The 25,185-nt window shown below is 67.5% G+C and carries 26 protein-coding genes; 16 read left to right on the forward strand and 10 right to left on the reverse strand.

Features of this window, described 5'->3' with window-relative positions; genetic code table 11:
* Positions 1-2: 2 nt before the first annotated feature.
* The 4 genes from AC4LGL_RS15275 to AC4LGL_RS15290 form a co-directional block, all read right to left on the reverse strand.
* The gene (locus AC4LGL_RS15275) at positions 3-1,226 is read right to left on the reverse strand and encodes an FAD-dependent oxidoreductase (protein ID WP_491839497.1); all 1,224 of its coding nucleotides are present in this window, start codon (positions 1,224-1,226) and stop codon (positions 3-5) included.
* On the reverse strand, positions 1,219-3,390 hold the full coding sequence (helR, locus tag AC4LGL_RS15280) for an RNA polymerase recycling motor ATPase HelR (RefSeq protein ID WP_491839498.1): 2,172 nt from the start codon (positions 3,388-3,390) through the stop codon (positions 1,219-1,221). Before helR ends, AC4LGL_RS15275 begins: the two co-directional genes overlap by 8 nt.
* 118 nt (positions 3,391-3,508) lie before the next feature.
* Complete coding sequence (locus tag AC4LGL_RS15285) at positions 3,509-6,052, reverse strand: DEAD/DEAH box helicase (protein WP_491839499.1); 2,544 nt, start codon at positions 6,050-6,052, stop codon at positions 3,509-3,511.
* Between the two features lie 56 nt (positions 6,053-6,108).
* On the reverse strand, positions 6,109-6,582 hold the full coding sequence (locus AC4LGL_RS15290) for a carboxymuconolactone decarboxylase family protein (protein ID WP_491839500.1): 474 nt from the start codon (positions 6,580-6,582) through the stop codon (positions 6,109-6,111).
* Positions 6,583-6,669: 87 nt separating this feature from the next.
* Here AC4LGL_RS15290 and AC4LGL_RS15295 point away from each other — a divergent pair, with 87 nt between their 5' ends.
* Positions 6,670-7,527: an adenylate/guanylate cyclase domain-containing protein gene (locus tag AC4LGL_RS15295; protein ID WP_491839501.1), complete on the forward strand. Its 858-nt coding sequence runs from the start codon at positions 6,670-6,672 to the stop codon at positions 7,525-7,527.
* On the opposite strand, the gene AC4LGL_RS15300 is transcribed toward AC4LGL_RS15295, so the two are convergent.
* Positions 7,478-8,086: a cutinase family protein gene (locus tag AC4LGL_RS15300; RefSeq protein WP_491839695.1), complete on the reverse strand. Its 609-nt coding sequence runs from the start codon at positions 8,084-8,086 to the stop codon at positions 7,478-7,480. The genes AC4LGL_RS15295 and AC4LGL_RS15300 overlap by 50 nt on opposite strands.
* Before the next feature lie 126 nt (positions 8,087-8,212).
* On the opposite strand from AC4LGL_RS15300, the gene AC4LGL_RS15305 reads away from it, so the two are divergent.
* Positions 8,213-8,623: a nuclear transport factor 2 family protein gene (locus tag AC4LGL_RS15305; protein ID WP_491839502.1), complete on the forward strand. Its 411-nt coding sequence runs from the start codon at positions 8,213-8,215 to the stop codon at positions 8,621-8,623.
* 51 nt (positions 8,624-8,674) lie between these two features.
* On the forward strand, positions 8,675-9,394 hold the full coding sequence (locus AC4LGL_RS15310) for an NUDIX hydrolase (RefSeq protein WP_491839503.1): 720 nt from the start codon (positions 8,675-8,677) through the stop codon (positions 9,392-9,394).
* A gap of 3 nt (positions 9,395-9,397) precedes the next feature.
* Here AC4LGL_RS15310 and AC4LGL_RS15315 read toward each other — a convergent pair whose 3' ends face one another.
* Together AC4LGL_RS15315 and AC4LGL_RS15320 are read right to left on the reverse strand one after the other, a co-directional pair.
* A complete protein-coding gene (locus tag AC4LGL_RS15315) occupies positions 9,398-9,838 on the reverse strand; it encodes a flavin reductase family protein (protein ID WP_491839696.1) in 441 nt (146 codons plus the stop codon).
* 110 nt (positions 9,839-9,948) lie between these two features.
* Positions 9,949-10,662, reverse strand: a complete 714-nt coding sequence (locus tag AC4LGL_RS15320; RefSeq protein ID WP_491839504.1) for a TetR/AcrR family transcriptional regulator — start codon at positions 10,660-10,662, stop codon at positions 9,949-9,951.
* A 77-nt stretch (positions 10,663-10,739) separates the two neighbouring features.
* Between AC4LGL_RS15320 and AC4LGL_RS15325 the strand changes: the two genes are divergently transcribed.
* Positions 10,740-13,565: an MMPL/RND family transporter gene (locus AC4LGL_RS15325; RefSeq protein WP_491839505.1), complete on the forward strand. Its 2,826-nt coding sequence runs from the start codon at positions 10,740-10,742 to the stop codon at positions 13,563-13,565.
* Here the strand turns inward: AC4LGL_RS15325 and AC4LGL_RS15330 are convergent.
* Complete coding sequence (locus tag AC4LGL_RS15330; protein WP_491839506.1) at positions 13,538-13,987, reverse strand: VOC family protein; 450 nt, start codon at positions 13,985-13,987, stop codon at positions 13,538-13,540. The two genes, AC4LGL_RS15325 and AC4LGL_RS15330, sit on opposite strands and share 28 nt — an antisense overlap.
* Before the next feature lie 68 nt (positions 13,988-14,055).
* On the reverse strand, positions 14,056-14,949 hold the full coding sequence (locus AC4LGL_RS15335) for an LLM class flavin-dependent oxidoreductase (RefSeq protein WP_491839507.1): 894 nt from the start codon (positions 14,947-14,949) through the stop codon (positions 14,056-14,058).
* 136 nt (positions 14,950-15,085) lie between these two features.
* Between AC4LGL_RS15335 and AC4LGL_RS15340 the strand changes: the two genes are divergently transcribed.
* The 9 genes from AC4LGL_RS15340 to AC4LGL_RS15380 all read left to right on the forward strand — a co-directional run bounded on the left by AC4LGL_RS15340 (position 15,086) and on the right by AC4LGL_RS15380 (position 21,760).
* Positions 15,086-16,087, forward strand: coding sequence for an AAA family ATPase (locus AC4LGL_RS15340; RefSeq protein ID WP_491839508.1), 1,002 nt, complete (start codon positions 15,086-15,088; stop codon positions 16,085-16,087).
* A 7-nt stretch (positions 16,088-16,094) separates the two neighbouring features.
* A complete protein-coding gene (locus AC4LGL_RS15345; RefSeq protein WP_491839509.1) occupies positions 16,095-16,961 on the forward strand; it encodes a DUF58 domain-containing protein in 867 nt (288 codons plus the stop codon).
* Positions 16,951-17,424 (forward strand): hypothetical protein, encoded by a 474-nt coding sequence (locus tag AC4LGL_RS15350; RefSeq protein WP_491839510.1) that lies wholly within the window; start codon positions 16,951-16,953, stop codon positions 17,422-17,424. The genes AC4LGL_RS15345 and AC4LGL_RS15350 overlap by 11 nt, the downstream gene beginning before the upstream one ends.
* Positions 17,415-18,374 carry a hypothetical protein gene (locus tag AC4LGL_RS15355; protein WP_491839511.1) on the forward strand — a complete coding sequence of 320 codons (960 nt, stop codon included), beginning with the start codon at positions 17,415-17,417 and terminating at the stop codon, positions 18,372-18,374. The genes AC4LGL_RS15350 and AC4LGL_RS15355 overlap by 10 nt, the downstream gene beginning before the upstream one ends.
* Positions 18,371-19,279, forward strand: a complete 909-nt coding sequence (locus AC4LGL_RS15360) for a VWA domain-containing protein (RefSeq protein ID WP_491839512.1) — start codon at positions 18,371-18,373, stop codon at positions 19,277-19,279. Before AC4LGL_RS15355 ends, AC4LGL_RS15360 begins: the two co-directional genes overlap by 4 nt.
* The gene (locus AC4LGL_RS15365) at positions 19,276-19,926 is read left to right on the forward strand and encodes a hypothetical protein (protein ID WP_491839513.1); all 651 of its coding nucleotides are present in this window, start codon (positions 19,276-19,278) and stop codon (positions 19,924-19,926) included. Before AC4LGL_RS15360 ends, AC4LGL_RS15365 begins: the two co-directional genes overlap by 4 nt.
* A 48-nt stretch (positions 19,927-19,974) precedes the next feature.
* Positions 19,975-20,574, forward strand: coding sequence for a TetR/AcrR family transcriptional regulator (locus AC4LGL_RS15370; RefSeq protein WP_491839514.1), 600 nt, complete (start codon positions 19,975-19,977; stop codon positions 20,572-20,574).
* 139 nt (positions 20,575-20,713) lie between these two features.
* Positions 20,714-21,253, forward strand: coding sequence for a hypothetical protein (locus AC4LGL_RS15375; protein ID WP_491839515.1), 540 nt, complete (start codon positions 20,714-20,716; stop codon positions 21,251-21,253).
* A 66-nt stretch (positions 21,254-21,319) separates the two neighbouring features.
* A complete protein-coding gene (locus AC4LGL_RS15380; protein WP_491839516.1) occupies positions 21,320-21,760 on the forward strand; it encodes a hypothetical protein in 441 nt (146 codons plus the stop codon).
* On the opposite strand, the gene AC4LGL_RS15385 is transcribed toward AC4LGL_RS15380, so the two are convergent.
* Complete coding sequence (locus AC4LGL_RS15385; RefSeq protein ID WP_064932302.1) at positions 21,739-22,359, reverse strand: TetR/AcrR family transcriptional regulator; 621 nt, start codon at positions 22,357-22,359, stop codon at positions 21,739-21,741. The two genes, AC4LGL_RS15380 and AC4LGL_RS15385, sit on opposite strands and share 22 nt — an antisense overlap.
* 410 nt (positions 22,360-22,769) lie before the next feature.
* Between AC4LGL_RS15385 and AC4LGL_RS15390 the strand changes: the two genes are divergently transcribed.
* The 3 genes from AC4LGL_RS15390 to AC4LGL_RS15400 all read left to right on the forward strand — a co-directional run bounded on the left by AC4LGL_RS15390 (position 22,770) and on the right by AC4LGL_RS15400 (position 25,163).
* Entirely contained in the window at positions 22,770-23,168 is a 399-nt protein-coding gene (locus AC4LGL_RS15390) for an STAS domain-containing protein (protein ID WP_491839517.1), read from the forward strand.
* Positions 23,169-23,266: 98 nt separating this feature from the next.
* Entirely contained in the window at positions 23,267-24,223 is a 957-nt protein-coding gene (locus AC4LGL_RS15395; RefSeq protein WP_491839518.1) for a helix-turn-helix transcriptional regulator, read from the forward strand.
* Between the two features lie 34 nt (positions 24,224-24,257).
* Positions 24,258-25,163: an alpha/beta hydrolase gene (locus tag AC4LGL_RS15400; RefSeq protein ID WP_491839519.1), complete on the forward strand. Its 906-nt coding sequence runs from the start codon at positions 24,258-24,260 to the stop codon at positions 25,161-25,163.
* Positions 25,164-25,185 lie beyond the last annotated feature (22 nt).

The following is a 25,185-nucleotide window of genomic DNA, read 5'->3' on the forward strand; positions in this document are numbered from 1 at the left end:
ACCTATCGGCGCGCCGGTGCGGCGATGTGCTCGGGACGCACCCCGGTACCGACCAGGTACGCCGGAATCGTGGTGAGTTGGGGGAACCGTTGCACGATGTTCAGCAGTGCTCCGGGTGGGGCGATGTCGGCGCCGGCCATGACGGGCGCAATCACCAGGCGATGCAGGATCCGTTGGAAGCCTTGGGTGATGACGGTGGCCAGCGTGCGCCGGCGCTGCACGCCGGCCAGGTCGGACTCGGTGACGCGATGCTCCCGTAGCGGCTGGTACAGCAGGCGGGCGGCCGCGGCGGCGTCCTGGATGGCGACATTGATGCCGACGCCGCCGACCGGCGACATGGCGTGGGCGGCGTCGCCGATGCACAGCAGCCCCTCGCGGTGCCACCGCGGCAGACGGTTGAGTTGGACGTCGAGATGCTTGACGTCCTCCCAGGAGGTGAGTGCGCCGGGATCGGCTTCGGGAATGAGCTCGGCGAGTTCGGCGTGGAAGGCGTCCAGGCCGCGGGCCCGGAGTCCGGCGTCGCTGCCCTTCGGGATCAGGTAGGCGACCTGGAAGTAGCCGGTGCGGGGAATCATGATCAACGCCCGTCCGGGCGCGGTCCGCGGGATCAGTGAGTATTGGCCGTCTTCGGTGCGCGGCAGGCGGAACCACCACACGTCGAAGGGCACCGGGTAGTTCCGGGTGTTGAGTCCGGCCTCCCGCCGGACCAGCGACGTGCGCCCGTCGCAGGCCACGGTGAGCTCGGCGCGCAGTTCCCCGTCGCCGTCCGGACTGGTGTAGCGGACCCCGGTGATGCGCTCACCTTCCCGGAGTAGTCCGGTCACCTCGGTCTGCATGCGAAGGGTGAAGTTGGGTTCCGCTCTGCCCGCATCGGCCAGCAGGTCGAGGAAGTCCCACTGCGGCACCATCGCCACGTAGGGGTGAGGTTGGCGCAGCCGACGGAAGTCGAGGAGCGTCACCGGCTCGCCGTCGACCGTGAACTCGCCCTTTTCCACCTTGCTGTAGCCGATCTTGTCGAACTCTCCGAAGAGGCCCAGCTCGTCCAGCATGCGCATGGTGCTCGGATGCACGGTGTCGCCGCGGAAGTCGCGCAGGAAGTCGGCGTGCTTCTCCATGACGGTGACCGGCACTCCGCACCGGGCCAGGATCAGCCCGAGCATCATCCCGGCGGGGCCGCCGCCCGCGATCGCGCAGCTGGTCGATTCCGAAGCTGGGGCATCAGGCATGGGCGAGTCCGTTCAGCGCGTCGGGTAGCGGTTCGGTGTGCAGCACGCCGAGGCGCTGCGTCGCCCGGGTGAGGGCGACATACAATTCGGCGGCGCCGCGATCGCCATCGGCCAGGATGTGGGCCGGCTCCACCACGAGCACCGCGTCGAACTCAAGGCCCTTGGTTTCCGACGGTGCCACCGCACCGGGCACGCCCGGCGGGCCGATCACCACACACGTGCCCTCGCGGGTGGCTTCCTCCCGCACGAATTCCTCGACAGCTGAGGGGATTTCAGCGGCGGTCAGCTGCTTGGCCCACGGCTGCACACCGCAGGACCGGACGGACTCCGGCGGTTTCACGCCGGGCGCGAACTCGGCGAGCACCGCTTTCGCCACCGCCATGATCTCGGCCGGGGTCCGGTAGTTGACCGACAGCGTCCGGTAGATCCACCGGCCCGGCACGTACGGCTGGAGCATCGTGTCCCAGGTCCGGGCGCCGGCGGCCGAGCGGCGCTGAGCCAGGTCGCCGACCACCGTGAAGGACCGGCGTGGACAACGACGCATCAACACCCGCCAGTCCATCTCGGACAGTTCCTGGGCTTCGTCGACCACAACATGACCGTAGGTCCAATCCCGGTCGGCTGCAGCGCGTTCGGCGAGTTCGCGGGTGTCGCGTTCGAGGAACCGGTCGGCCAGGTCCTCGGCGTCGATGAGGTCGCTGGCCAGCAGGTGGTCCTCGTCGTCCATCAGATCCTCACGGGCGATCATCAGATCGAGCACGCCCGCGGCGTAGGCGGCTTCCTCACGCCGTTCGCGTTCGGCGGCTTCCTCGCCCGCCTTGTCCCGGCCCAGGAGGTCGACCAGCTCGTCGAGCAACGGCACGTCCGAGACGGTCCAGGCGCTGCCGTCGGTACGCAACAATCGGGGGTCGGCGCCGGCCGCAGCCAACCTCTCGGCCGACGAATACAGCGGGGCCAGCAGGGTCTCCGGGGTCAGGATCGGCCAGAGTCGGTCGAGTGCCGCGGCGAACGCGGCGTTCTCGTCGAGCTCGCTGACCACGCTGGCCCGCAGCTCCTCCCATGCCGCCTTGTCCTGACGGCTCAACCAGCCCTTGCCGATACGCGCGACGGCACGTTCGGTGAGGACGTAGGTGACGATGTCGCGGAACGTCGTGCGCGCCTCGTTGTGCGGCAGGCCGGTTTCGCGGGCCTCCTCGATGGCCCACTGCGCGGTTTCGGCGTCGATGCGGACGGTGACATCGGGCAGTTCGATGTAGATCGGCTCGTCGGGGACCTCCTGGCGGTCGGCCACCGCGGCGGCCAGCACGTCCAGGATCTTCAACGAGCCCTTGATCGCGGCCACCTCGGGCGCGTCCTCGGCGGTGACGTGCAGGCCGGGAGCCAGGTCGCCGGGCGTCATGAACACCGCGTCGGACTCACCCAGTGAGGGCAGCACCCGACCGATGTGGTCCAGGAACGCCTCGTTGGGCCCGACGACGAGCACGCCGTGCCGTTCGATCCGCTCCCGGTGGGTGTAGAGCAGGTAGGCCACCCGGTGCAGCGCCACCACCGTCTTCCCGGTGCCCGGGCCGCCCTCGACCACCAGCACGCCGGTGTGTTCGTTGCGGATGACCTCGTCCTGTTCGGACTGGATCGTGGCGATGATGTCGCGCATACCCTCACCGCGCGGGGCGTTCACCGCGGCCAGCAATGCGGCGTCCTCGTCACCTTCGTCGCCCGCGGTGGGCCGGCCCAGCACCTCGTCGGTGAAGTCGAGCACCCGCCGACCCAGGGTGCGGAACTGGCGCCGCCGGCGCATGTTCTCCGGGTTGGCCCCGGTCGCGGTGTAGAACGGCCGGGCCAGCGGTGCCCGCCAGTCCAGCAGCAACGGCTCGTAGTCGTCCTCGCGATCGAAGATGCCGAGGCGCCCGACGTAGAGATGTTCTCCGGCAACGGTTTCCAGCCGTCCGAAGCACAGGCCGTTGTCGGCCACGTCGAGCCGGTTGGCTTCCTTGGCCAATGCTCGCACCTCGGCGTCGCGTTCCACCGCGGAGCCGCCGTGCTCGCGCAGCGCGGTGCGGTAGCGGTCACGCACCCGGATGCGCTCGGCGTCCAGGCGGGCATAGAGCCCGTCGACATAGGTCTGTTCGGACTGCACTTCGACATCGTGATCGTCAGCTGGCACGTGCTCCCTGTTCCTCCGTGGCTTGCTCCGGCCAGCGATTGTGCGCCATCACCGGGGCCTTGCCGCAAGGCCCTGGGTCCGCGATAACCTGGAAAGGGCACGGTTCAGTCACTCGTTCCTATCCCATCCGGCCGGCATCCACGATACGCAGCACCGCGGCACCCTCTTCGTCGCTCGCGGCCAGGTCGACTTCCACGTCGAAGCCCCAATCGTGATCTCCGGCAGGATCTTCGAGGATCTGTCGTACGCGCCACACCTGCGGCTGCCGGTCGAAGATCAGCAACGCCGGGCCACGGGCGTCGGCTCCGGTGCCCACCTCGGCGTGCTCGTCGAAGTACTCCTCGCCCGCTTCGGCCCAGCGTTCGGCCGTCCACCCGGATGACGCGTCCAGCGCACCGAGCTCGTCCCAGCGGGCCCGCGCGAACAACTCCACCCGACGGAACAATGCGTTACGCACCATCGCGGTGAACGCCCGCTCGTTGCCGGTCAGCGGGCGTGGCCGGGCCGGCACCGCCACCGGAGCGTCGTGTGGCTGGTCCGGGCTCGTCAGCTGTTCCCATTCGTCGAGCAGGCTCGAATCCACCTGGCGCACCAATTCGCCGAGCCACTCGACGATGTCGGCCAATTGCTCGGTCCGGGCTGACGCGGGCACACCGGAGCGCAGCGCCTTGAACGCATCAGACAGGTAGCGCAGCACCGCTCCTTCGGAGCGGGTCAGCCCATAGACGCTGATGTACTCGCGGAAGGTCAGGGCCCGCTCCCACATCTCACGTACCACCGACTTCGGTGACAGGTGCCCGTCGGCCGCCCACGGATTGGTCTGTCGGTAGACCTCGTAGGTGTGTTCCAGCAGTTCGGCCAACGGCTTGGGATAGGTGACCTCGTCGAGCAGTTCGATCCGTTCGTCGTACTCGATGCCCTCGGCCTTCATCTCGGCCACCGCTTCGCCCCTGGCTTTGTTCAGCTGTGCGGACAGGATCTGGCGGGGGTCTTCCAGGGTGGCCTCGATCACCGAAATGACATTCAAGGCATAGCTTGCTGGATCTTCCGCGTCGGGATCCAGCACGTCCACCGCGGCCAGCGCGAAGGTCGACAGCGGTTGGTTCAGCGCGAAGTCCGGAGGTAGGTCGACTGTCAGCCGGTACCGCCGCCCGTCGGGTTCGGGTTCGTCGAGCCGCTCGATGACTCCGGCCTGCAGCAGCGAGCGGGCGATGCCGACCGCCTCCCGGATGTGCTTCAGCTGACGCTTGCGCGGCTCGTGGTTGTCGGTGAGCAGCCGCCGCATCGCCACGAACGGGTCGCCCGGACGGTCGACCACGTCGAGGATCATCGCGGTGGAGACCCTCATGTTGCTGGTCAACGCTTCGGGCGCAGCGTCGATCAGTCGGGTCATGGTGTTCTCACCCCACGGCACCATGCCCTCTGGCGCCTTGCGCCGCACCAGCTTTCGGCGCTTCTTCGGATCGTCGGCCACCTTGGCGAACTGCTTGATGTTCTCGACCTCGTGGTCGGGTGCCTGCACGACGACGGTGCCCGCGGTGTCGTATCCGGCGCGGCCGGCGCGCCCGGCGATCTGGTGGAACTCGCGGGCGTTGAGCAGCCGCATCCGGGTGCCGTCGTATTTGGACAGCGCGGAGAACACGACGGTGCGGATCGGCACGTTGATCCCGACGCCGAGGGTGTCGGTACCGCAGATCACCTTGAGCAACCCGGCCTGGGCCAACTGTTCCACCAGCCGGCGGTATTTGGGCAGCATGCCGGCGTGGTGGACGCCGATGCCGTGGCGTACCAGCCGGGACAGCGTGGTCCCGAACGTCGTGGAAAACCGGAAACCGCCGATCATCTCGGCGATCGCGGCCTTCTCCTCCTTGGTGCTGACGTTGACGCTCATCAGAGCCTGCGCCCGCTCCAGCGCGGAGGCCTGGGTGAAGTGCACGACGTAGATCGGTGCCTGCAAGGTGGCGAGCAACTCGGCGATGGTCTCGTGCATCGGCGTGGTGGCATACGAGAAGAACAGCGGCACCGGCCGTTGCGCCCCGGCCACGAGGGCCGTCTCCCGCCCGGTGCGCCGGGTCAGATCCTTGCGCAGGAATTCGACGTCACCCAACGTCGCCGACATCAGCAGGAACTGGGCATTGGGAAGTTCGAGCAGTGGCACCTGCCAGGCCCAGCCGCGGTCGGGGTCGCCGTAGAAGTGGAACTCGTCCATCACCACCAGGCCGATATCGGCGTCGGCACCCTCGCGCAGCGCGAGATTGGCCAGGATCTCGGCGGTGCAGGCGATGATCGGCGCGTCGGCGTTAACCGACGCGTCCCCGGTCAGCATGCCGACGTTGTCGGCCCCGAACACATCGCACAGCGCGAAGAACTTCTCACTGACCAGTGCCTTGATCGGGGCCGTGTAGAAGCTGACGCGGTCAGCGGCAAGCGCGGCATAGATCGCCCCGGTGGCCACCAGGGATTTACCGGAACCGGTCGGCGTCGCGAGGATCACGTTCGCTCCGCTGACCAGTTCGATCAGCGCCTCCTCCTGCGCGGGGTAGAGCGTGGTGCCGTTGGCCTCGGCCCAGGCGGCGAAGTCGGTGAACAGAGCGTCGGCGTCACCGCCCTTGGTTTGCAGTGCCGAGAGGTCGTTCGGATCGTCGAGCAGGGGAGTGGTCATCTTGGTGACCAGCGTGCCAGTCCACCCCTGCCGACGATCGTCCCGGTCGGCCGCAGTTATCCGAACTGCCCTGGCTGGTAGTCCCCGGCGGGCATCTGAACGATCACGTTCAGGCGGTTGACGGTGTTCATGAAGGCGATCAGGCACACCAGCGCGGCCAGCTGATCCTCGTCGTAGTGCTTGACCGCATTCGCCCACACCTCGTCGCTGACCCCGCCCGCCGCGTCGGCGATCCGGGTGCCCTGCTCGGTCAGCTCCAGCGCGGCGCGCTCGGCCTCGGTGAACACCGTCGCCTCCCGCCAGGCCGCGACCAGGTGCAGGCGCTGCTGGGTCTCCCCGGCGGCAGCGGCGTCCTTGGTGTGCATGTCGGTGCAGAAGCCACAGCCGTTGATCTGGCTGGCGCGCAGTGCCACCAGTTGCTGCGTTGCCTCGGGGAGCGCGGAGTCGGTGATCACCCTGCCCGCCGAGGTGACGTACTTGAGCATCTTGGTGGCGGTCCGGTTCTCGAACAGGTTCAAACGAGCATCCATGGTGCACTCCTATGTCGTTGGTGATTACCCCCTCAAGACACCGCGAATCCACGAAATGTGACATGCGGCGATAATCAGCGGGTGCCGATGCCGACCACTCTTGAATCCGTCCTGCTGGTGGTCGTCGTCGTGCTGTTCGCGGCGTTCGTCACGTTCCTGGTGCTGTTCATCGTGAGCCGGCGTCAGCTGAAGAACGCCCGTCGTGAGATCGAGCGCATGAAGCTCGAGGACGAGGACCGTCGGCGGAAGCGTCGTCGAGGTGTGGCACCCCTGGCGATCAAGACGGTCTTTCAGACCGCGGACATGCTGATCAACAAGGGACTCGGCGCGACGGTGCGCAACTCGATCGAGGATCTGGCCGGATGGGCTCAGGTGGAGCGCCCGGACCTGGCCCGGCTGACCGCTGACGGGCGCGTCGTCATCGTCTTCTCCGACATCGAGGGCTCGACCGAATACAACGCCGCGATGGGTGACCGGGCCTGGGTGAAGCTGCTGGAGAAGCACAACAAGCTCGTTCAGGCGCGGGTCGACAAGCATGGCGGTCATGTGGTCAAGACCCAGGGCGACGGGTTCATGATCGCGTTCGCCGACCCGGAGAACGCGGTGCGGTTCGCCACCGACGTGCAGCGCGCGCTCGCGGAGAACCCCCAGCGCTGGCAGGCGATCCGGGTGCGCATCGGTGTGCACATGGGCACGTCGGTGCGCCGCGGCGACGATCTGTTCGGGCTCGACGTGGCGATGGCGGCGCGGGTCGCCGGACAGGCCGACGGCGGCGAGATCCTGGTCAGCGAACCGGTCGGGGATGCGGTCAGACATCTCGACGACATCGCCCTGGGTGCGGCGCGGGAAGTGGAGCTGAAGGGTCTCCCGGGGACCCACCGGCTCTATCCGGTGCTCAGCGCCGAGCAGCCGGCGCTGGAGGCGGCGGCTGGACGTGACGCGTGACCCACTGCGCGGCAAGCTTGATCAGGCCCGATTTCGGATAGGTGATGTGCGCATTCCAGTCCCGGCCGAGCGAACAGATCGGGTCGTTGGTGTTGCACAGGTCCGCGGTCCTGGCGCCGAAGTCCGGGCTCATCCGGGTCAGCGGCTGACCGAGTCGCGCCGACGGGTTGCCGAAGACCACCACCGACGCGATGCGCGGGACGACCGCGGCGGGCAGTGGGGCGCTGTAACCGAGACCGGCGATCGGCGAGGTGGCCACCACGTCGACGACGGCCGCGCCCTGTGAATAACCGCCCATCACGATCTTGGTCTTGGGGCACCGGGCCGCGGTGGCCTGGACACGCTTGCTCATGTCGGTGGCGCCGGCCGCGGCTTTCATGAAGTCCCACGACGCGGGGTACTGCACCGCGTAAGTGCCGATCGACGAGCCCTTGACCATCGGGCGCAGCGTGTCGACAAACGCCTTGCCGACATTGCCGATACCGGCGGGTTCGTCGGTGCCGCGGGCGAAGACGACCTCGATGTCGGGACAGTCGGGTGCGGCCGAGGCGGAAGGCATTGCGATGGGCGTCGCGATCGTGCCCAGCGCGGCGGCCGCAGTCACTGCTGCGATGCCCGCGAGGGCCGATACCTGACGGACACCCACACGTCACTTCTACCACTGTTTTAACAGTGATGCCCAGGCATGCCAGGTCCGAGTAACGGGTATCACCTAGCAGTGACCAGCCAAGTTGTCGACGAACTCCTGCATATCGAACGTGCCGGGTGGGACTCGCTGTGCGAGTCGACCGGCGCCGACTTCTACGGCGAGCTGATGCTGCCCGACGCGGTGATGGTCCTCGCCAACGGCATGGTGATGGACCGCAACACCGTCGTCAGCGCACTCTCGGAGTCGCCGCCCTGGCGTGCCTATGAGATCAGCGGGGTGCGGCTCATCGTGCTCGACGACGACAGTGCCGCCCTGGTCTACACGGGTACGGCCTATCGCGACGGGGAGGAGCCTGCCTTCGTCGGCGCCATGTCCAGCGTGTACCACCGGGTCGACGGTGCCTGGAAACTCGCGCTGTATCAGCAGACGCGCAAGCCGGACCAGTAGCGGGCGTCACCTCGGCGTCGGGTCCTCGGCGTGCCCGCATATGGTCGAGCGGTGACGATCGCCTATGACGAAGCCCTGCGGGAACGCATCGGTGCGCATCTGGCGGGGCACGAGCGCCGCGCTGTGACCGACCCGACGAAGCGGCACGCGGCGGTCGCGGTGGTGCTGGTCGATTCCGAACTCGGTGAGGACCGGGTGGATCCGGCTCCGGTCGACGAGTGGATCGGCGGCCGGCCGATGCCGGAGCCCGGGCTGGACGGCCGCATGGTGGATGTGTCGGGTGGGGCAGCTTTTCTGTTGTGTCGCAGGACATCTCGGTTGTCGTCGCACGCCGCGCAGTGGGCGCTGCCCGGCGGCCGGCTCGACCCTGGTGAAAATGCGGTCGAGGCCGCGCTGCGGGAACTGGACGAAGAGGTCGGGGTGAGCCTGTCGGACTCGTCGGTGCTGGGACTGCTCGACGACTACCCGACCCGCTCCGGCTATGTCATCACCCCGGTGGTGGTCTGGGGCGGCGGCCGGCTGGATCTACGGCCGTCTCCCGACGAGGTGGTGGCGGCGTACCGCGTGGGCCTGCACCAGCTGCAGCGCGAGGATTCGCCGCGGTTCATCACGATCCCGGAGAGCCCGCGCCCGGTAGTGCAGATTCCGTTGGGCAACGACCTGATCCACGCGCCGACCGGTGCGGTGCTGCTGCAGTTGCGGTGGTTGGCCCTGGAGGGCCGCACGGATCCGGTCGACGAACTCGAGCAGCCGGTTTTCGCCTGGAAGTGACGCTCAGGCGTCGTGTCCGGGCTTGAGGTCGGACACGTCGCTGAGGCTGACCCAGCGCCGCGGTTCGCCCGGCGTTTGGCCGTCAACCGGATTCAACAGGTAGCCGACATGGTCACCGAGATCGAACCGGTCGAGGATGGCGCCGACGAACCAGGCGGGTGAGGCATCGAGGATGGGTACTCCGGCGGGGCCGGCATGCCAACTGCACGTGGCGAACTTGTCGACCTCGTCACCGGTCTGGCCGCCGAACCAGCGGGCCAGCTCGAGGTCGTCACGGACCAGTAGGTGCACACCCAGATGCGTGGCGGCTTCCGCGACGGCGAAGGTGTGGTTCGCCTTCGAAATTCCGACCAGGAACCGGGGCGGGTCGATGCTCGCCTGCGTGGTGAAACCGACCAGACAACCCGCCGGCCCGTCCTCGCCCTGTGCCGTCACGACGAACATCGGGTAATCGATCAGCTCGATCAACCGGTCGAAACCTTCCCAGCTCTGCGCCACCACACCATTGTTGCCACGGCCGCGCTGGTTTGGGGTGGGCCCGGCGGGTGGGCCGGCTAAGGGTTACGGGTACGGCGCCCGCGCCGGACGGTGGCGGTCGCCGGTGGTGCCGGGCGCGGTGGCGTCGCAGGCGGTTCCAGTCGCTGAAACGACTGCTGGATCCGTTCGCGGTCACCGCCGAGGCCGACCAGGAGATTGGTGATGTGGGGTGCGAGCACCCGCGAGACTCCCGCGCCGTCGGCACCGAAGACACCGATGATCTCGGCCAGGACGTAGCCGTGCATCATCGTCCAGATCTGGGCGGCCACGGCCACCGGATCGCCTACGTCGATGGCGCCGGTGTCCATGCAGCGCTGCACGAATGCCGGGATCTGCGCGAAGACCGAGTTGATCTCGGACAGGTCCGCCGGGTTGCCGTCGACGGTGAGATCGCGGCCGATCGGTAGCGTGATGGACGGCGAGGTGATGCCGAACATCAGCCGGTAGCGCTGCGGGTAGGTCAGTGCGTATTCGCGGTAGGCGAGGCCGGAGGCGAGTAGGTCTGCCACGGGGTCGTCGGTGTCGGGCCGTCGGCTCAGGTGTTCGCCGAAGCGGACGTAGGACTCCCGCACCAGGGCCTCGTAGAGGCCGGGCATGCCCTCGAAGTGCGTGTACACCGCCATTGTCGAGGCGCCGATCCGCTTGGCCAGCATGCGGGCGCTGAGTGCCTCAGGTCCACTCTCCTCGAGGACCTGCAGGCTCTCCTCGATCAGGCTTTCGCGAATTCCCATGCTGGACATCGTCCTGGACATGCTGCCATAACAATGTTATACCTGCCAATAACATTGTTATGGATGGCGGGGGAGCCATGTTGGAGACCATTGCCCGGGCGGTCAGTCGGTATGCACTCCTGGTCATGGCGGCGTGGCTGGTCCTGGCCGGCCTCGGCAACGTCGCGGTGCCGCAGCTCGAACACGTCGTGAAGGAACAGTCCCGGGCGTTCTTCCCGACCGATTCCGGCGCGACGCAGGCGGCGCAGCGGATGGGCGAGCTGTTCGGGGATTCGGACAGCAACAACATCGCCTACGTCGTTCTCGACGCGGACCGAACGTTGGGGGAGTTCGACCGCGGCTACTACCGCACCTTGGCCGACCGCTTGCGCACCGCCACTCCCGGCGTCGAATCGGTCATGGACCTGTGGGACGACCCGGCCGCCGCAGGAGTCTTCGAAAGCCGGGACCACCGGGCGGCCTACCTGATGGCCCGGCTCTCCGGCCAACTGGGCAGCACGACCGCGACGGACGCCGTGGCCGCCCTGCGCACTGTGGTCGACGAGTCTGACGCCCCGGCTGGATTGCGTGTCCACGTCACCGGCCCCGGTCCCAGCCTGGTCGACGAATTCGCCGCGCTGGACGCGCAATTGGCGAGGATCACCGTCCTGACGGTCGGGTTGATCGCGGCCCTGTTGCTGTTCGTCTACCGCTCGCCGATCACCGCCGCCGTCCCGCTCGCCTCGGTCGGTCTGTCCCTGGCGGTCGCCCGTCCGGTGGTCGCGCTGCTCGGCGAGCACGGCGTGATCGAGGTGTCGGTGTTCTCGGTGGCGCTGATGTCGGCGATGGTGCTGGGCGCGGGAACCGACTACGGCATCTTCCTGCTCGGCCGTTACCACGAGAACCGGCGCGCGGGGATGACGCAACCGGATGCGCTCGCCGACGCCTACCGGCGGGTGGCCCCGGTGATCGCCGGCTCCGCCGCGACCATCGCCACCGCGTTGTTCTGCCTGACCTTCGCCAAGGTGAGCTTCCTCCGCAGCGCCGGAATACCCAGCGGGATAGGTGTTCTCGCGGCGATGCTGGGCGCCCTGACCCTCACCCCGGCGTTGATCGGCTGGTTCAGCCGGCGCGGTTGGGTGGAACCGCGGGCCGCGGCGATCAGCCGCCGGTGGCGCCGGATCGGCACCGCCGTGGCCCGCTGGCCGGGGCCCATCCTGGTGGTCGCCGTCGCTGCGCTGATCTTCTGCGCGGTGCCATTGCTCGGCGCCAACATCTCCTTCGCGGAACTGACCGCACAACCGGCGGGCACCGACTCCAGTCGCGGATACCGGGCGGTTCACGACCGGTTCCCGGACAACCGGCTCCTACCCGAGATCGTCTCGATCGAGGCCGATCGCGACCTGCGCAATCCAGCCGGGCTCATCACGATCGAGCGGGTCGCCCGAAAGATCCTGGAGGTTCGCGGCGTCCGCACCGTGCAATCGGCCAGCAGGCCGGCCGGGACTCCGGTGCGCCAGGGCACCCTGACCTACCAGGCCGGTCAGATCGGCGAACAGCTCGACGGCACAGCGCAATCAGCGCTCGACGGGATGAGCTCCGTGGACACCGTCACGGCCACCATCGGCCAACTCGACACCGCCCTCGACGGCATGCAACGCGGCTTGAGCGGCGCCGTCGACGGCCTGAACCGGGTCGGGGCCGGCTCACAGGACATCGGGGCGGGCATGTCCGGATTGCAGGGCAACCTCCAGTCGGTTTCCGGATACGCCGACCCGCTGCGCCAATTCGTCGCCGGAAACCCCAACTGTGCGGCCAACCCCATCTGCGCGGCAGTTCAGAAAATCGTCACGCCCCTCGACGACGCGGTGAGTGCGACCGGCACCCTCGCCGGTGGGGCGGGGGCGCTCAAAGACGGTGCCACCAGCGCCACGAACTCACTCGACGGTGCGGCCAAGGGGGTGGCGACCATGCGCTCGGCGCTGACCCAGCTGCGCGGCCTCACGTCGACCCTGCGCTCCAGCCTGGGGTCCGTCGGCCCGCAGATGCAACAGATGACCGGATACCTGTCGCAGCTGAGCACCGACTTCGACGGCAGCTCCGAAGGCGGGTTCTATCTGCCACCAAGGACTTTCGACGACCCGGAGTACCGCCGGGTGATGGGCATGATGTTCTCCCCGGATGGCCGTGCCACCCGATTGCTGGTCTACGGTGACGGTGAGTCCTGGGGCCGCGACGGCGCGGACCGCTCTGGCGAGATTCGCATCGCCGCTACCGAGGCACTCAAGGACACCCCACTGGCCACCAGCGGCGTCGTCGACCTGACCGGTGTCGGCACTGCCACCGCCGAGCTGATCGACTACGTGCAACACGACTTCACCCTGCTCGTGATCGCCACGCTGGTGCTGATCTTCGTGATCGTGGCGGGAATGCTGCGCAGTCCGGTCGCCGGGATCGTGGTGCTGGCCACCGTCACCATCTCCTACGCATCGGCGCTGGGAGCCAGTGTCTCCGTCTGGCAGTACGTGTTCGGCCAGCCGCTGCACTGGGCGGTGCCCGCCCTGGCCTTCATCGCCCTGGTCGCCGTCGGTGCGGACTACAACCTGCTGTTGGCGATGCGGCTGCGTGACGAGGCGCGGGCCGGCGTCCGGACCGCGACGATCCGGGCCTTCGCCGGTACCGGCAGCGTCGTCACCGTCGCGGGGATCGTGTTCGGGCTGACCATGTTCGCGATGCTCGGCGCCAGTGTGGTGACCATCGCCCAGGTGGGCTCCACCATCGGCATCGGCCTGATGATCGACACCCTGGTGGTGCGGACCTTCGTGGTCCCGCCGATCGCCGTGCTGCTCGGACGCTGGTTCTGGTGGCCCCGGCGCTCCGGAAGGGTCCGGGTCCGTCAGGTCGACGAACCCGTCCCGGCGTGAATACCGTTCAGCAGACCCGTCATCTGTCCCACCTCGATGAGGTAGCCGTCCGGATCGCGCATATAGCAACGCACCTCGGCTTGCCGGTCGATGGGCGGGCTCAGGAACTCGGCACCTTTCGAGCTCCATTCTCGGTAACACGCTTCGATGTCGGCCACCCGGATGTTCAGGAAGCTGGTCGCGGTGTGCGGGTCGGTCGGCGGGTGCAGCGTCACGTCCGGCTTGTCGGGTGTGGGTCCGCCGCCGGGGTTCATGATCAGCCAGCCGTTGGCCAGCTTGACGATGCACGGGTCTTCGTCCATCACGACCTCCCCACCGAGCACATCGCTGTAGAAAGCGCGCGACCGCGCCACGTCGGCGACGGTGAGGAAATGGGTCAACAACAACCCCGTCTCGGGGGTTGGGAGGTCCTTGTTCTCCATCGGAATTCCTTCCGCTTGTAGCGCACGCTTTGCGGCGTACGACCCGCATACCCGGCCGGGGGCTGGGGCTAATCTCCGCGATGACGGGCGACGGTCTCGCGTACGGCGGGAACAATCTCGTTGGCGAACACCGCCGCCTGGGCCGCGTCGTCGTCGGCGGTGCCGAGCAGGAACGTGTCCATTCCCGTTTCCACGGCCAGGGCGGTCAATTCGTTCGTCCACTGGGCAACCGACCCGTTGAAGGACTCGGCGTCGCGTGCATGGGTTACCGCACCGAAGATGTTGTAGGCCCGCACAATTGACGCGGGGTCCCGCCCGGCGGCGAGTGCCGAATCGTCGATCCGGCGCTGCATGGCCGGTAGTTTGTCCGGTGGAAAATAGCTGTTCGACGGCACCCATCCGTCGGCCTTGGCGCCCAGGAAACGCAACATGCGGGGCCCGCCGACACCGAGCCAGATCTGGATGTCATGAGCGGGAGCCGGTCCAGGGTGCACTCCGGACAAGCTGTAGTGCTTTCCTTCGAATCGCACCGAACGTTGATCCGACCACATCAGGCGGATCACCTCGACTGCTTCTTCCAGAGCTTGTGCGGCCTCACCGGCGGTACGGTTCGGACCCCCCATCGCCGCAATGGCTTGCCAGAACGCGCCTGCGCCGAGGGCGAGTTCGAAGCGCCCACCCGATATGACGTCGAGGCTGGCCGCCGTCTTGGCGAGTACCGCCGGTGGCCGTAGTGGCAGGCTGGCGACGTCGGGAACCACCTTCACCCGTTGCGTCCGGGCTAGCACAGTCGCCATCAGCGCCCATGAATCCAGGAACTTGGCCTGGTAGGGATGGTCTTGGATGGCAACGAAATCCATGTGCTGGTCAGCGAGTGCGGCAAGCTTCAGTGTGTTGTCGAGCATGTCGGCACGGGGCGTGACGAACAACCCGAACTGCAACGTGCGGCCGTAGTCCGTCATTCTCAGCACCCTCTCGGTCTCGGCTGTCTTTCGACGGTAGTCGCCGCAGGCCGTGAGCGCGGGGGCATGAGAAAGGCAAAGTCTGGGTACATCGACTGGGTCTGGGGAAGGGGGACGACCGAACCGGAGAGGATCCATGACCGCACCGCGATTGCAGGCTGACCAGCGCGATGCCGCCGAAGCTCAGCGCATTGTGGGTGCGGTGACCTCGGCGTTCTCGGCCCGGGTGGTCGGCCAGGACCATTTGCGCGAGTCGATGCTGGTCGCGCTGCTCGCCGGTGGACACCTGCTGCTGGAAAGCGTGCCCGGGCTGGCCAAGACCACGGCCGCCCGCGTGGTGGCCGAGTCCATCGACGGCAGCTTCCGCCGCATCCAGTGCACACCCGACCTGTTGCCCAGCGACATCATCGGCACCCAGATCTACGAGGCGGCCAGCAACTCGTTCGCGACCCAACTGGGCCCGGTACACGCCAACATCGTGCTGCTCGACGAGATCAACCGCTCCAGCGCCAAGACCCAGAGCGCCATGCTGGAGGCGATGGAGGAACGCCAGACCACGATCGCCGGCGTCGAATATCCCATCCCCGAACCGTTTCTCGTCATCGCCACCCAGAACCCGGTCGACCAGGAGGGCACCTATCCGCTGTCGGAGGCTCAGACCGACCGCTTCATGCTCAAGGAGATCGTGGGCTACCCCTCGATCGAGGACGAGGTGGAGATCGCGGCCCGGATGGACGCAGGCCTCTACGACCGGGGCAACCGGGCGGTGCCCGTCGTCACCATGGACGACATACGTCGAGTGCAGGATATCGTCCGGTCCGTGTATCTCGACCGCGCGCTGGTCGAGTACGCCAGCCGCCTTGTCGCGGTCACCCGTGAACCCGGACAGCATCTGCCGGCCAACCTGGCACGGGTGATCGAGTACGGCGCCAGCCCGCGAGCGACGCTGGCCCTGTGCCGGACGGGACGGGCCTTGGCGGTGCTGCGCGGGCGGGACCACGTGGTGCCCGATGACATCGCCCGCCTGGCCCACCGCGTGCTGCGGCACCGGCTGATCCTCGGTTTCGAAGCCGCCACCGCCCGAATCACCCCCGACGTGGTCGTCGATGCGGTGCTGCGCGCGGTGCAGGTCCCGTGAGACCGCGATGGGCAGATACCTGGACTCCGCCAAGGCGTATGCCGGCCGCGACATCGGCGGGCTGCTCGAAGGCGGCCGTTACGCGCTGGTGCACACCCGCAGCCTGGAATTCGACGAGCTGCGGCCCTACGTGCCCGGTGACGACGTTCGCGACATCGACTGGAAGGCCACCGCACGCTCTGGGCACACCCTGATCAAGCGGTTCGTCTCCGAGAAGCACCACAAGGTCCTGGTGGTCGCGGACGCCGGGCGCAACAGCTGCGCACTCGCACCGTCGGGTGAGGTGAAAAGGAGTGTGGCCCAGCACCTCATCGGTGCGATCGGGTTGATGACGCTGCCCCGATCCGACGAGATCGCGATGGTGCTCGGCGACCATCGCGGCAATGTGGACATCCGGCTGCGCCGCGGCGAGACCCACATCGAGAGCATGCTGCACCGGTTCCACCACCACGCCACCGACCATCCCGGTCCGAGCGACATCCTGGTACAGCTCGAGTGGGTGGCCCGCCATTACCGGCACCGGCTGCTGATCTTCGTCGTTTCCGACGAACCCGAGATGAGCGATCGGTTGGCCGAGGTCCTTGGTTCATTGACCGCCCGCCACGACGTGCTGTGGGCCCTGGTCAGTGACATGCCTGCGGTGAGCGCACACCGCGACGCCCGCCGCAGCTACGAGGTCGCCGACGGGCGACCCATCCTGACCGGTCTGGACCAGCACGTCATCGAGGCCTACCGGCAGGCAGAAGCGCAACGGCGCGAGCAACTTTCCGAATTCCTGACCAGGCAGCGGATACCGCATGCCCGGGTGACCGGGAGCGTGCGGATCAGGGCGGCGTTGACCGCGATGACCGGGGTGTACGCCCGTGCCGGATGACCTGCTGCAGCACGTGATCGGACCGACGCCGTATTCATCGGTGTGGCTGTGGATCGCGATCGGCCTGATCCTGCTGCTGTGCGCTTGGTACGGAGGGGTTTTCGTGCTGACGTCGCGGCGGCGACCGGTGCGGGAGCTGCCCGTCCTCGGTGCCGCGCGGGCCGAACTGCTGCGCCGACGGTCGGCGCGCGCGGTACGGCACATCGGAAACCGTTACCGGGCCGGGGATCTCAGCGCGGCAGGCACCGGTGCCGCGTTGAGTGCGGAACTGCGCGGATTCCTGCATGCCGCCACCGGAGTGCAGGCGCAGTACATGCAGGTCGACGCGATCGCGGACAGTGCCGCGGCGCCCGCGGCACCGATCCTGGAAGAGCTCACCGACATTCAGTTCAATCACCGTTCGACGCTTGACGCGGGCACGGCCAGCACCACCACCGAGGAGTTGATCCGCGGATGGACCTGATCTGGTGGGCAGTGGCGGCCGCCGGTTGCCTCGCACTTGCCGGGTGCGTGGGCCTGGCCCTGCTCCCGAAGCAGTCGGTCGACCCGGACGAATTGCTGCCGCTGGCCAATACCCGGCGGCTGACCCGGTTGCCCGAGTATGTGCGCGCCGCGCGCCGGCGAACCGTTGCGGCCATCGTCGCCATGGTGACACTGACGGTCGCCTTCGCGGCCTCGGCGCTGATCGCGGCACGCCCCACCGGCCTGCCGTCGTGGAGCCGTGCCAATCAGGTTGCGACTTCGGAGGACATCATGGTGTGCGTCGGCGGCCCGCTCACCGATCCCGCGGTCGGCGCCACACTGCAGTACTTCGCCGATCGGGTCGGCTCTTACGGCACCGAACGGGTCGGGTTGACCTCGGCGAACCGGCGGGTCATTCCACTGACCCGGGACTACCAATACGCCGCAGCACAATTCGCCGCATTCGGGCAGCGGGAAGGTGCGCGGCCGTTCGTCGCGCCGGTGTCCTACGTCGACTACACCGCCAGCGTCGAGGATGTACTGGCGATGTGTCTGACCGGGTTTCCGTCCTTTTCCGAGCCGTCCGCGCAGCGCCGGTCGATGATCTATGTGGGCCCTGATTCCCTGCCCCGACCTGGTGACGTGGCACCGCTGTTCGATACGGACCGGCTCAGGGACCTGGCGGTGACGGCCGGTGTTCAGGTCAACGCGATCACCCCCGGATCCGGCGACGGCGCTGCCGGCGAACTGGTCCGCGCCACCGGGGGCAGGTCGTTTGGATCGGCCGACGTCGCTTCGCATCTGGCCGAGATCCGGGACCATCCGCCGAAAGCGGGATCGACCGGCGAGTCGGCGGACGTCCGGTCGGCCGAAACGCCGGGGGTTCCGGTGTTGCTGGCGCTGCTGGCGATGGCGGTGCTGTGGTGGTGGCCGGTGGTGATGCGGCGATGAGGCTTGAACCGATCCTGCCGCCGCTGCTGGTCGGGGTGCTCGCGGTGGTGCTGCTCGTGGCCCGCGGGATCAGCTTCGGCCGGGTCCGGGCGCAAGGTGGTGGCTGGGCAGCGGTGTGGCGCTGGTCGGCGCTCACCACAGCCGGCTTGCTGCTGCTGGTGGCCGCGCTCGGCCCCGTCGCCGGGAGGACGCACGACACCGTTCCTCGGCCGGCGGGCGATCGCGACCCGAATATCTTTGTGTTGCTGGACCGTTCACCGGACATGTCGGGGAAGCGGATCGCGGCGGCCCGTGCCGACATCACGGCCCTGATCGAACGCTACCCTCAGGCACGCTTCGCCCTGATCTCCTTCGCCGACCGCCCGTCGGTGGACTGGCCGCTGTCCGCAGATACCTGGAGCCTGCGTCCTGTGGTGGCCGCGACCGATGCCGCACCTGAGGCATCGGACGCTCCGGATGCCAACGTCGGCGCCGCCGCGAACATTCTGCGCTACCAGCTGATCAGCGCCGTACAACAATTTCCGAGGGCCCAGAACCTCGTGTTCTATCTCGGCGCGGGCGCGCCGGGATCGCAAGCACCGCAACGCGAATTCCAGCTGACCGAGAATGCTGTGGACGGGGGCGCGGTACTGGGGTACGACGACGCCGGGGCGCAGGCGCTCCGCGGGGTCGCCGAGCAGATCGGGGTGCCGTTCGTGTCGCGTGCCGGCGCGACGCCGTTGACCGAAACGCTTCCCGGCAACGAAACCCGAAGTCAGCCAGCCGCGGCCGTACCGGTGTCCACCGCCGTGGAGCTGTACTGGGTGTTCGCCGCCGTGGCCGCCCTGCTGATCCTGGTGGAGCTGTATCTGGTGCTGCGGGAATTCCGTCGCACCCAACCGATCGACATGGGGCTGCGGTCATGAGCACGGTGCGTCGCCGCCTACTGGTGTACTCGGCCCCGGTCGCGTTGGTGCTCGTCATCGCGATCGTCAAACTGCTCTCGGTCGTGCTGATCGGTAATTCGGCGGCGGCCAGCTTCACCGACCGGGACACCGAGGCGCTGACGAGCGAGGTGAGCCGGCTCCAGATGCTGGATGTCGTCGAACCCGGCAAGGCGAGTTTCGCCGCGGGCGCACTGGCTGTTCTCGAGGACCGGCTCGTCGAGGCCGATCAGAACTTCGCCGACGCGGTGGCCCGTCTGAGCGGAGCTGAATCATGTTCGGCGAGGATCAATCTGGAACTGGTGCGGGAAACACTCGGTGACCGTGCCACCGCGGCTGCCGACGGCCGGACGGCACTGAGCCATTACCTGTCCGCACGGGATGTGATCGACCGTGCCCCTGCGGGTTGCTTTGCCGACAGCGGGGCCCCCGCGCGGTTGAACAGCAAGATCGGTGCGGCCGGAGCCATCGTGCCGCCGAACCCGCCACCCCCGCCACCGGCAGCGCAGGTACTGCCGCCGGGGGCGGTCGGGACGGCGCCTACCCAGCCCCCGAATCGACTCGACCCGACCTCCGGTGATCCGTTGGACCGGCTGCAACAGATCTTGCGTGACGCGGCGACGGGTTAGATTCGGGTGAGTCGGGCGCGTTGGGCCCGGTCAACGCGAAGGAATGGAATGGCTGTGGCAGACGGGCTGTCCGCGCGTGAGGCGAAGCGCCTACAGACGCGCGAGCGGTTGATGGGTGCGGCGATCGCCGAGTTCAAGCGCGCCGGGATGGCCGAAGCGGATGTGGGCACGATCGTCACTGCGGCTGGTGTCGCACACGGCACGTTCTTCTTTCACTTCCCCACCAAGGAACATGTGCTGCTGGAACTCGAGCAGCGCGAAGAGGTACGTATCGCCAAGCTGTACACGCAGTTCCTCAAGAAGCCGCACACCCTGGAGGACGGACTGCGCGAGTCGATGCGGCTCGTCGTCGGCCTGGAGCGACGGCTTGGTGGCGTGTTGTTCAAAGACTTTCTGGCCCTGCATTTCTCGCAGACCCGTCCCCCTGCGCCGGACAGCCAGGAGCATCCTGTGATCTCGGGTGTCGCGCGCGAGATCGAACTGGCCCAGCAGCAAGGTGAGGTCGCCGCCGACGTCAGCCCGTGGAACAGCGCGGTGTTCTTCCTGCTCGGTTTCTATGCCCTGCTGATCACCACCAACGACTGGCCCACCCGCGACGCCCTGCTGGACGACTTCGTGGTGAGGACCATGCGCAGCCTGGCGTCCTAGAACCCGCCCGCGGGCTACCGACGGATCCCGTGGGTGTTCTCCCCGTCAGAACCGGTTGTATTGCGGGGACCTAACGATTCGGTGCTGTCTCGGGGTTGACGCTCTCGTAAGCAGCAAAGCCGTGGTTCAGTGGTAACCGATGTCTGGTGTCTGGTCCCCGCGTCGCTGTCTCACCGCTGCGGTGACGGCGGGTGTCACGTTGCTCGCGGTGGGTGTTCCGTCGGCGTCGGCCGCGCCGGCCAGTGACGGCCGCGGGTACGTCGACTCGACGGCCCGGTGTTCGAGTGCGGACGCCACCGTGCTGTACGGCAGCACTGACGCCTCGCGGGTGGCGATCTGTTCGGTGGCGGGCGGCAAGTACGAGTACCGCGGTGTCCGGCTGCGCGACGGCGCCAAGCTGATCGTGCCCGCGACGCGCAACGACGACGGCGCGTTCCGGGTGGACAACGCCGGGATCGAATACCTGGTGACGGCGAAGTCACTGGTGCTCAGTGTGGGGGAGAAGGTGATCCGGGAGGAGGCGATGATCGACTTTCACCGCCCCGGTTCGCCCGCCACACAGGACTCGGTGAAGAGTCCGGGCGCGGCTCCCGCCCCGGCCACCGCGTCGCCCACACCGACGACACCGTTGCCGCCGCCACTGGCCGCCGAAGTCGGTGGCAGCGGGGCCCGCCGCTGACCCGCTGAGCTGCGCAGTTGCCCGAGAAGTTGAGGGCAATTGATGAAAATGATAATCATTAACGGTATGCGTGCGTGTTCGTCGTCCCTGCAGACGGCCGGTCTGGACCGGCTGCTGGACCAACTCCGGCCCGGAACCACCTGGCTGAGTGTTCCGCTCGTCGACGACGTCGTCCAGGTCGGGATCGGCGGCGACTTCGAAACCACCACCGTCGCCGTGTCGGCCACGCCGACGTCGCTACTGGTCCGGCGGGTCGACGGCAACCGCCTACAGGTGCACATCGTCGAAAACTGGACTGATGCGAGCTCGCCGGGCGTGGCGACCCCGGTGTTCGACGAGCCGGTGGAGGAGCTCGTGCTCGAACGCTGTGATGGGCAATGGACCTTCGGTTCGCGGATGCGCGCCCGGCCTACGCAACTCGATCGGTTCGTCGGCACGCTCACCCGGTTCGCGCTGGCCAAGCAACTCCGCGCCGGTGGCTTTGATCAGGCGGTGGGTGCGGCGTAGGCCTGCAGGTACTGGGTGAGCGCCTGTTCGCCCTCGGTGAGAATCGCGCGGTCCTTCTCGGGGCCGGCGTGAAAGGCCATCTCCAGCAGGCGATCACCCATCTCGACGGCGACCATCGTCACCAGCGGATCGGTGCCCTCTCGCAGCAGCCCCCAGTGCAGCAGGCCGGCATGCAACGCGGTGGCGAACTCGGCCCGGCGCACTCGCGGATCGGCGAGTTGTCCACTCGCCAGGCTGGTGTAGTGCAAGTTGACCAGATGCGGATGGTTCCGCAGGTGTTCGTAGTGGAATTCGAAGATGCCGTGGGCGACCTCGGCGAGGCTGGTCGGCGCCAGCGCGGCCAGGACTGCTGCGCCCTCGGCATCGCGGCGGTCCAGGTGGTCGGTGACGATCTCCTGCAGGATCGCATCCCGGTTCGGGAAGAACTGATACACCGTTGCGACCGGAACTTCGGCACGGTGGGCGATCGCCCGGGTGGTGACGGCGTCGACTCCCTGAGTCTCGAGCAGCTCGAGCGCCGCAGCCCGGATGCGCTCGACGCGTCGTCTGCTGCGCTCCTGTACTGGTTGGCGGCGCCGTAGTGGCTTGTGGGTGACCACGTCTGAATCGTCGCACATCACTGACATGAGCCATGTTCACGTTTATCGGGATTGGACCGATGTCCAGGACTTTCCGGGGCCTTTGCCATCCGCGGGTGGCCGGATTCACATAATTGACTGAACATGGCCCGTGACACGGTGCCGCAAACGTGCGGGTCAATAAACGAACATCCGGCGGTGTGGGTCGATCCAGGCAACGAAATCCTCATCAGTCGCCGAGCCGTCTCATTGGAGTCGAAAATATCAGTGGCTAAACGCGTTTCGAATTATCGAAGGCTCGTGCGCCGGAATCCGAATCGATCCCCGCCTGCGGCGATCGCGATAGCCTCAATGCGGTTGAGGACACAGCCGAAGTCGCGTGATCGAGGGTCGCACCTCGCTCCCTTGTAGCTAGGCGATGGAGTGTCATCATGACTGCAGTTCACTACGCGGATCGGCTGCGTCCGGTCCGTTCCTCCGACACCACGGTCGTCGACTGCGCCGGCGCGCGGGTCTCGGCGCATATCCGTGGCCCGGCCACTGTGCTGGTGGTCGAGGGGGAAATCGATATCTGCAACGCGGACCGATTGATCGCCGCGATCCGCCGGCTCATTCAGCCGGGGACCCCCTTCGTCCTGGATCTACGCGCGGTGGATTTCATGGCGGTCAGTGGCTTCCGCGAACTGTTGACATTCGCCGACGAGTGCAACCAAGGGCACGCGGCCTGGCACGTGGTGGCCGGGAGTGCGTTGCGTCCGCTACTGAAGGTATTCGCGGACCATCACCTGCCCGTCGTGGGCCTCACGGGCGCGACGGCTGGTTCCGGCTGATCGGCCCGCTGTTGCCGTTTACAACGTAAGCGATGCAGGTAGGATGGCTTTCTGGGGCTGCGACCGCGCCCCAGTGAGTCCACCTCGAGCGAAACGTGATGACGGCGAACGAAGATCTGGATTTCACCAGTACGAACCTCGGCGAAACCGAGGACTTCCTGGCGCGCGCCTACACGAAGATGTCCATCGGCCGGGGCCCGGGGGAGCGCCCGACGACGCGCATCGTCCGGAAGTGGCTGGGGTCCATCAGTTTCGACGAACTCGAGCTCGACTATCACATGTCGTATGACGCCGATCCGCTGAACCGGATTTGCCTGTGCCGAGTGCACTCCGGCCGTATCGAGGAGAACTTCATCGGCGAACCGCAGGATGTGTTCGGGCCCGGAGACGTCACGTTGTTCTCGCCGCCGGAACTTCCCTACTCGGGCCGGGTCTGCCGGGCCGGCTACGACCTGACGATGTTCGACACCGGATTACTGGGGCGCGTCGCGACGACGGGTCCCGGCGAACCGGGCGGACCCGTGCGGTTCACCGGCCATCGTCCGATATCGCCGCAGGCGGGGTACCAGCTCACCGTCGCGATCGAGTACGTGCGCTCGGTGGTGCAGGGCAGGAGTGGTCCCGTGCCGCCGCTGCTGGCCTCGACGACCGCCTCGATGCTGGCTGCGACCGTGGTCTCCACGATGCCGACCAATGCCGGGCTCGAACCCGGTCCCACCGATCGGCGCGACGCGAAACCGGCGCTGCTGCGGCGAGCCATCGCCTATATCGAAGCCAACGCCGACCGCGATATCGCCCTCGCCGACATCGCCGAGGCGGTTTACGTCACGCCCCGCGCGTTGCAATACATGTTCCGGCGCCACCTCGAGGTCTCGCCGATGGGATATCTGCGCCGGGTGCGTCTGGACCTCGCCCGGCGCCAGCTGCTGAACGCCGATCCGGCGACAACGACGGTGCAGGCCGTCGCGGCTCGCTGGGGATTCGCCCATACCGGGCGTTTCGCGGCTGCCTATCGGCATACTTTCGGTGAGAATCCGTCGGACACTCTCGGTTGAAACAATTGAACTCACCGCTCATGCGAAGGAAATCGTGTCCATACTGTCCACACCGATGTTGGCTGATGCCCTGGCCCGATTGTTCTCCGTAGGAGTGCGGCCGGGGCCCATGAGCGCCGTTCGGTTCCCCGAAATACCTGGCCGCACAACGCTGATCACGATCCCGACCCGTCACGGTGACGTTGCCGCCACGGTGTATCACCCGGCGGCCGGCGAGGGGAAGCCCGCGGTGTACGTGAACGTGCACGGCGGAGGTTTCGTCGTCGGACACCGGGAGCAGGACGACCCGTGGTGTCGTTTCCTCGCCGCACACGCGAATGTCGTTGTGATCAACGTCGATTACCTGTTGGCCCCGCACCGTCGGTTTCCCGCCCCGGCTGAACAGATCTATGACGTACTGAGCTGGGTCTCCAAGCCCGAGCATGACTGGGACGGCGGCCGGTTGTGTGTGGGCGGGCAGAGTGCGGGCGGCAGCTTGTCCGCGGCGGCCGCGCGGCTGGCGCTGGAGGGCGGCGGACCGCGGATCGCGCTACAGGTCCTGCACTATCCACCGCTGGATCTGGTCACCGCCACCAAGGACAAACACTCCCCGGTGGGCGCCAAGGCCGTGTTGAAGCCGTGGATGGGCGAGGTCTTCGACACCGCCTACATACCCGATCGGGCCCGTCGCACCGATCGGCTGGCGTCCCCGGCCTGGGGCGCGAACGCCGACGGAATCGAGGGCATCGCCCCGGCGCTGATCGTCACCGCCGAGTACGACCGGTTGCGCGACGAGGCGTGGCGATACGCCGAGAAACTCGAGGCGGTCGGCGCCCTGGCCGAGTACTACGAAGTGCCCGACGTCGACCACGGCTACAACATCATGAGCAACAACGTCGACGTCACCAGGAAGGTCTACGACCACATCGCCGGGCACGTCCGGCGCGCCACCGCACCGTGACGGGGATCTCGTAGGGAAGACC

Source organism: Mycolicibacterium arcueilense, assembly GCF_058536225.1.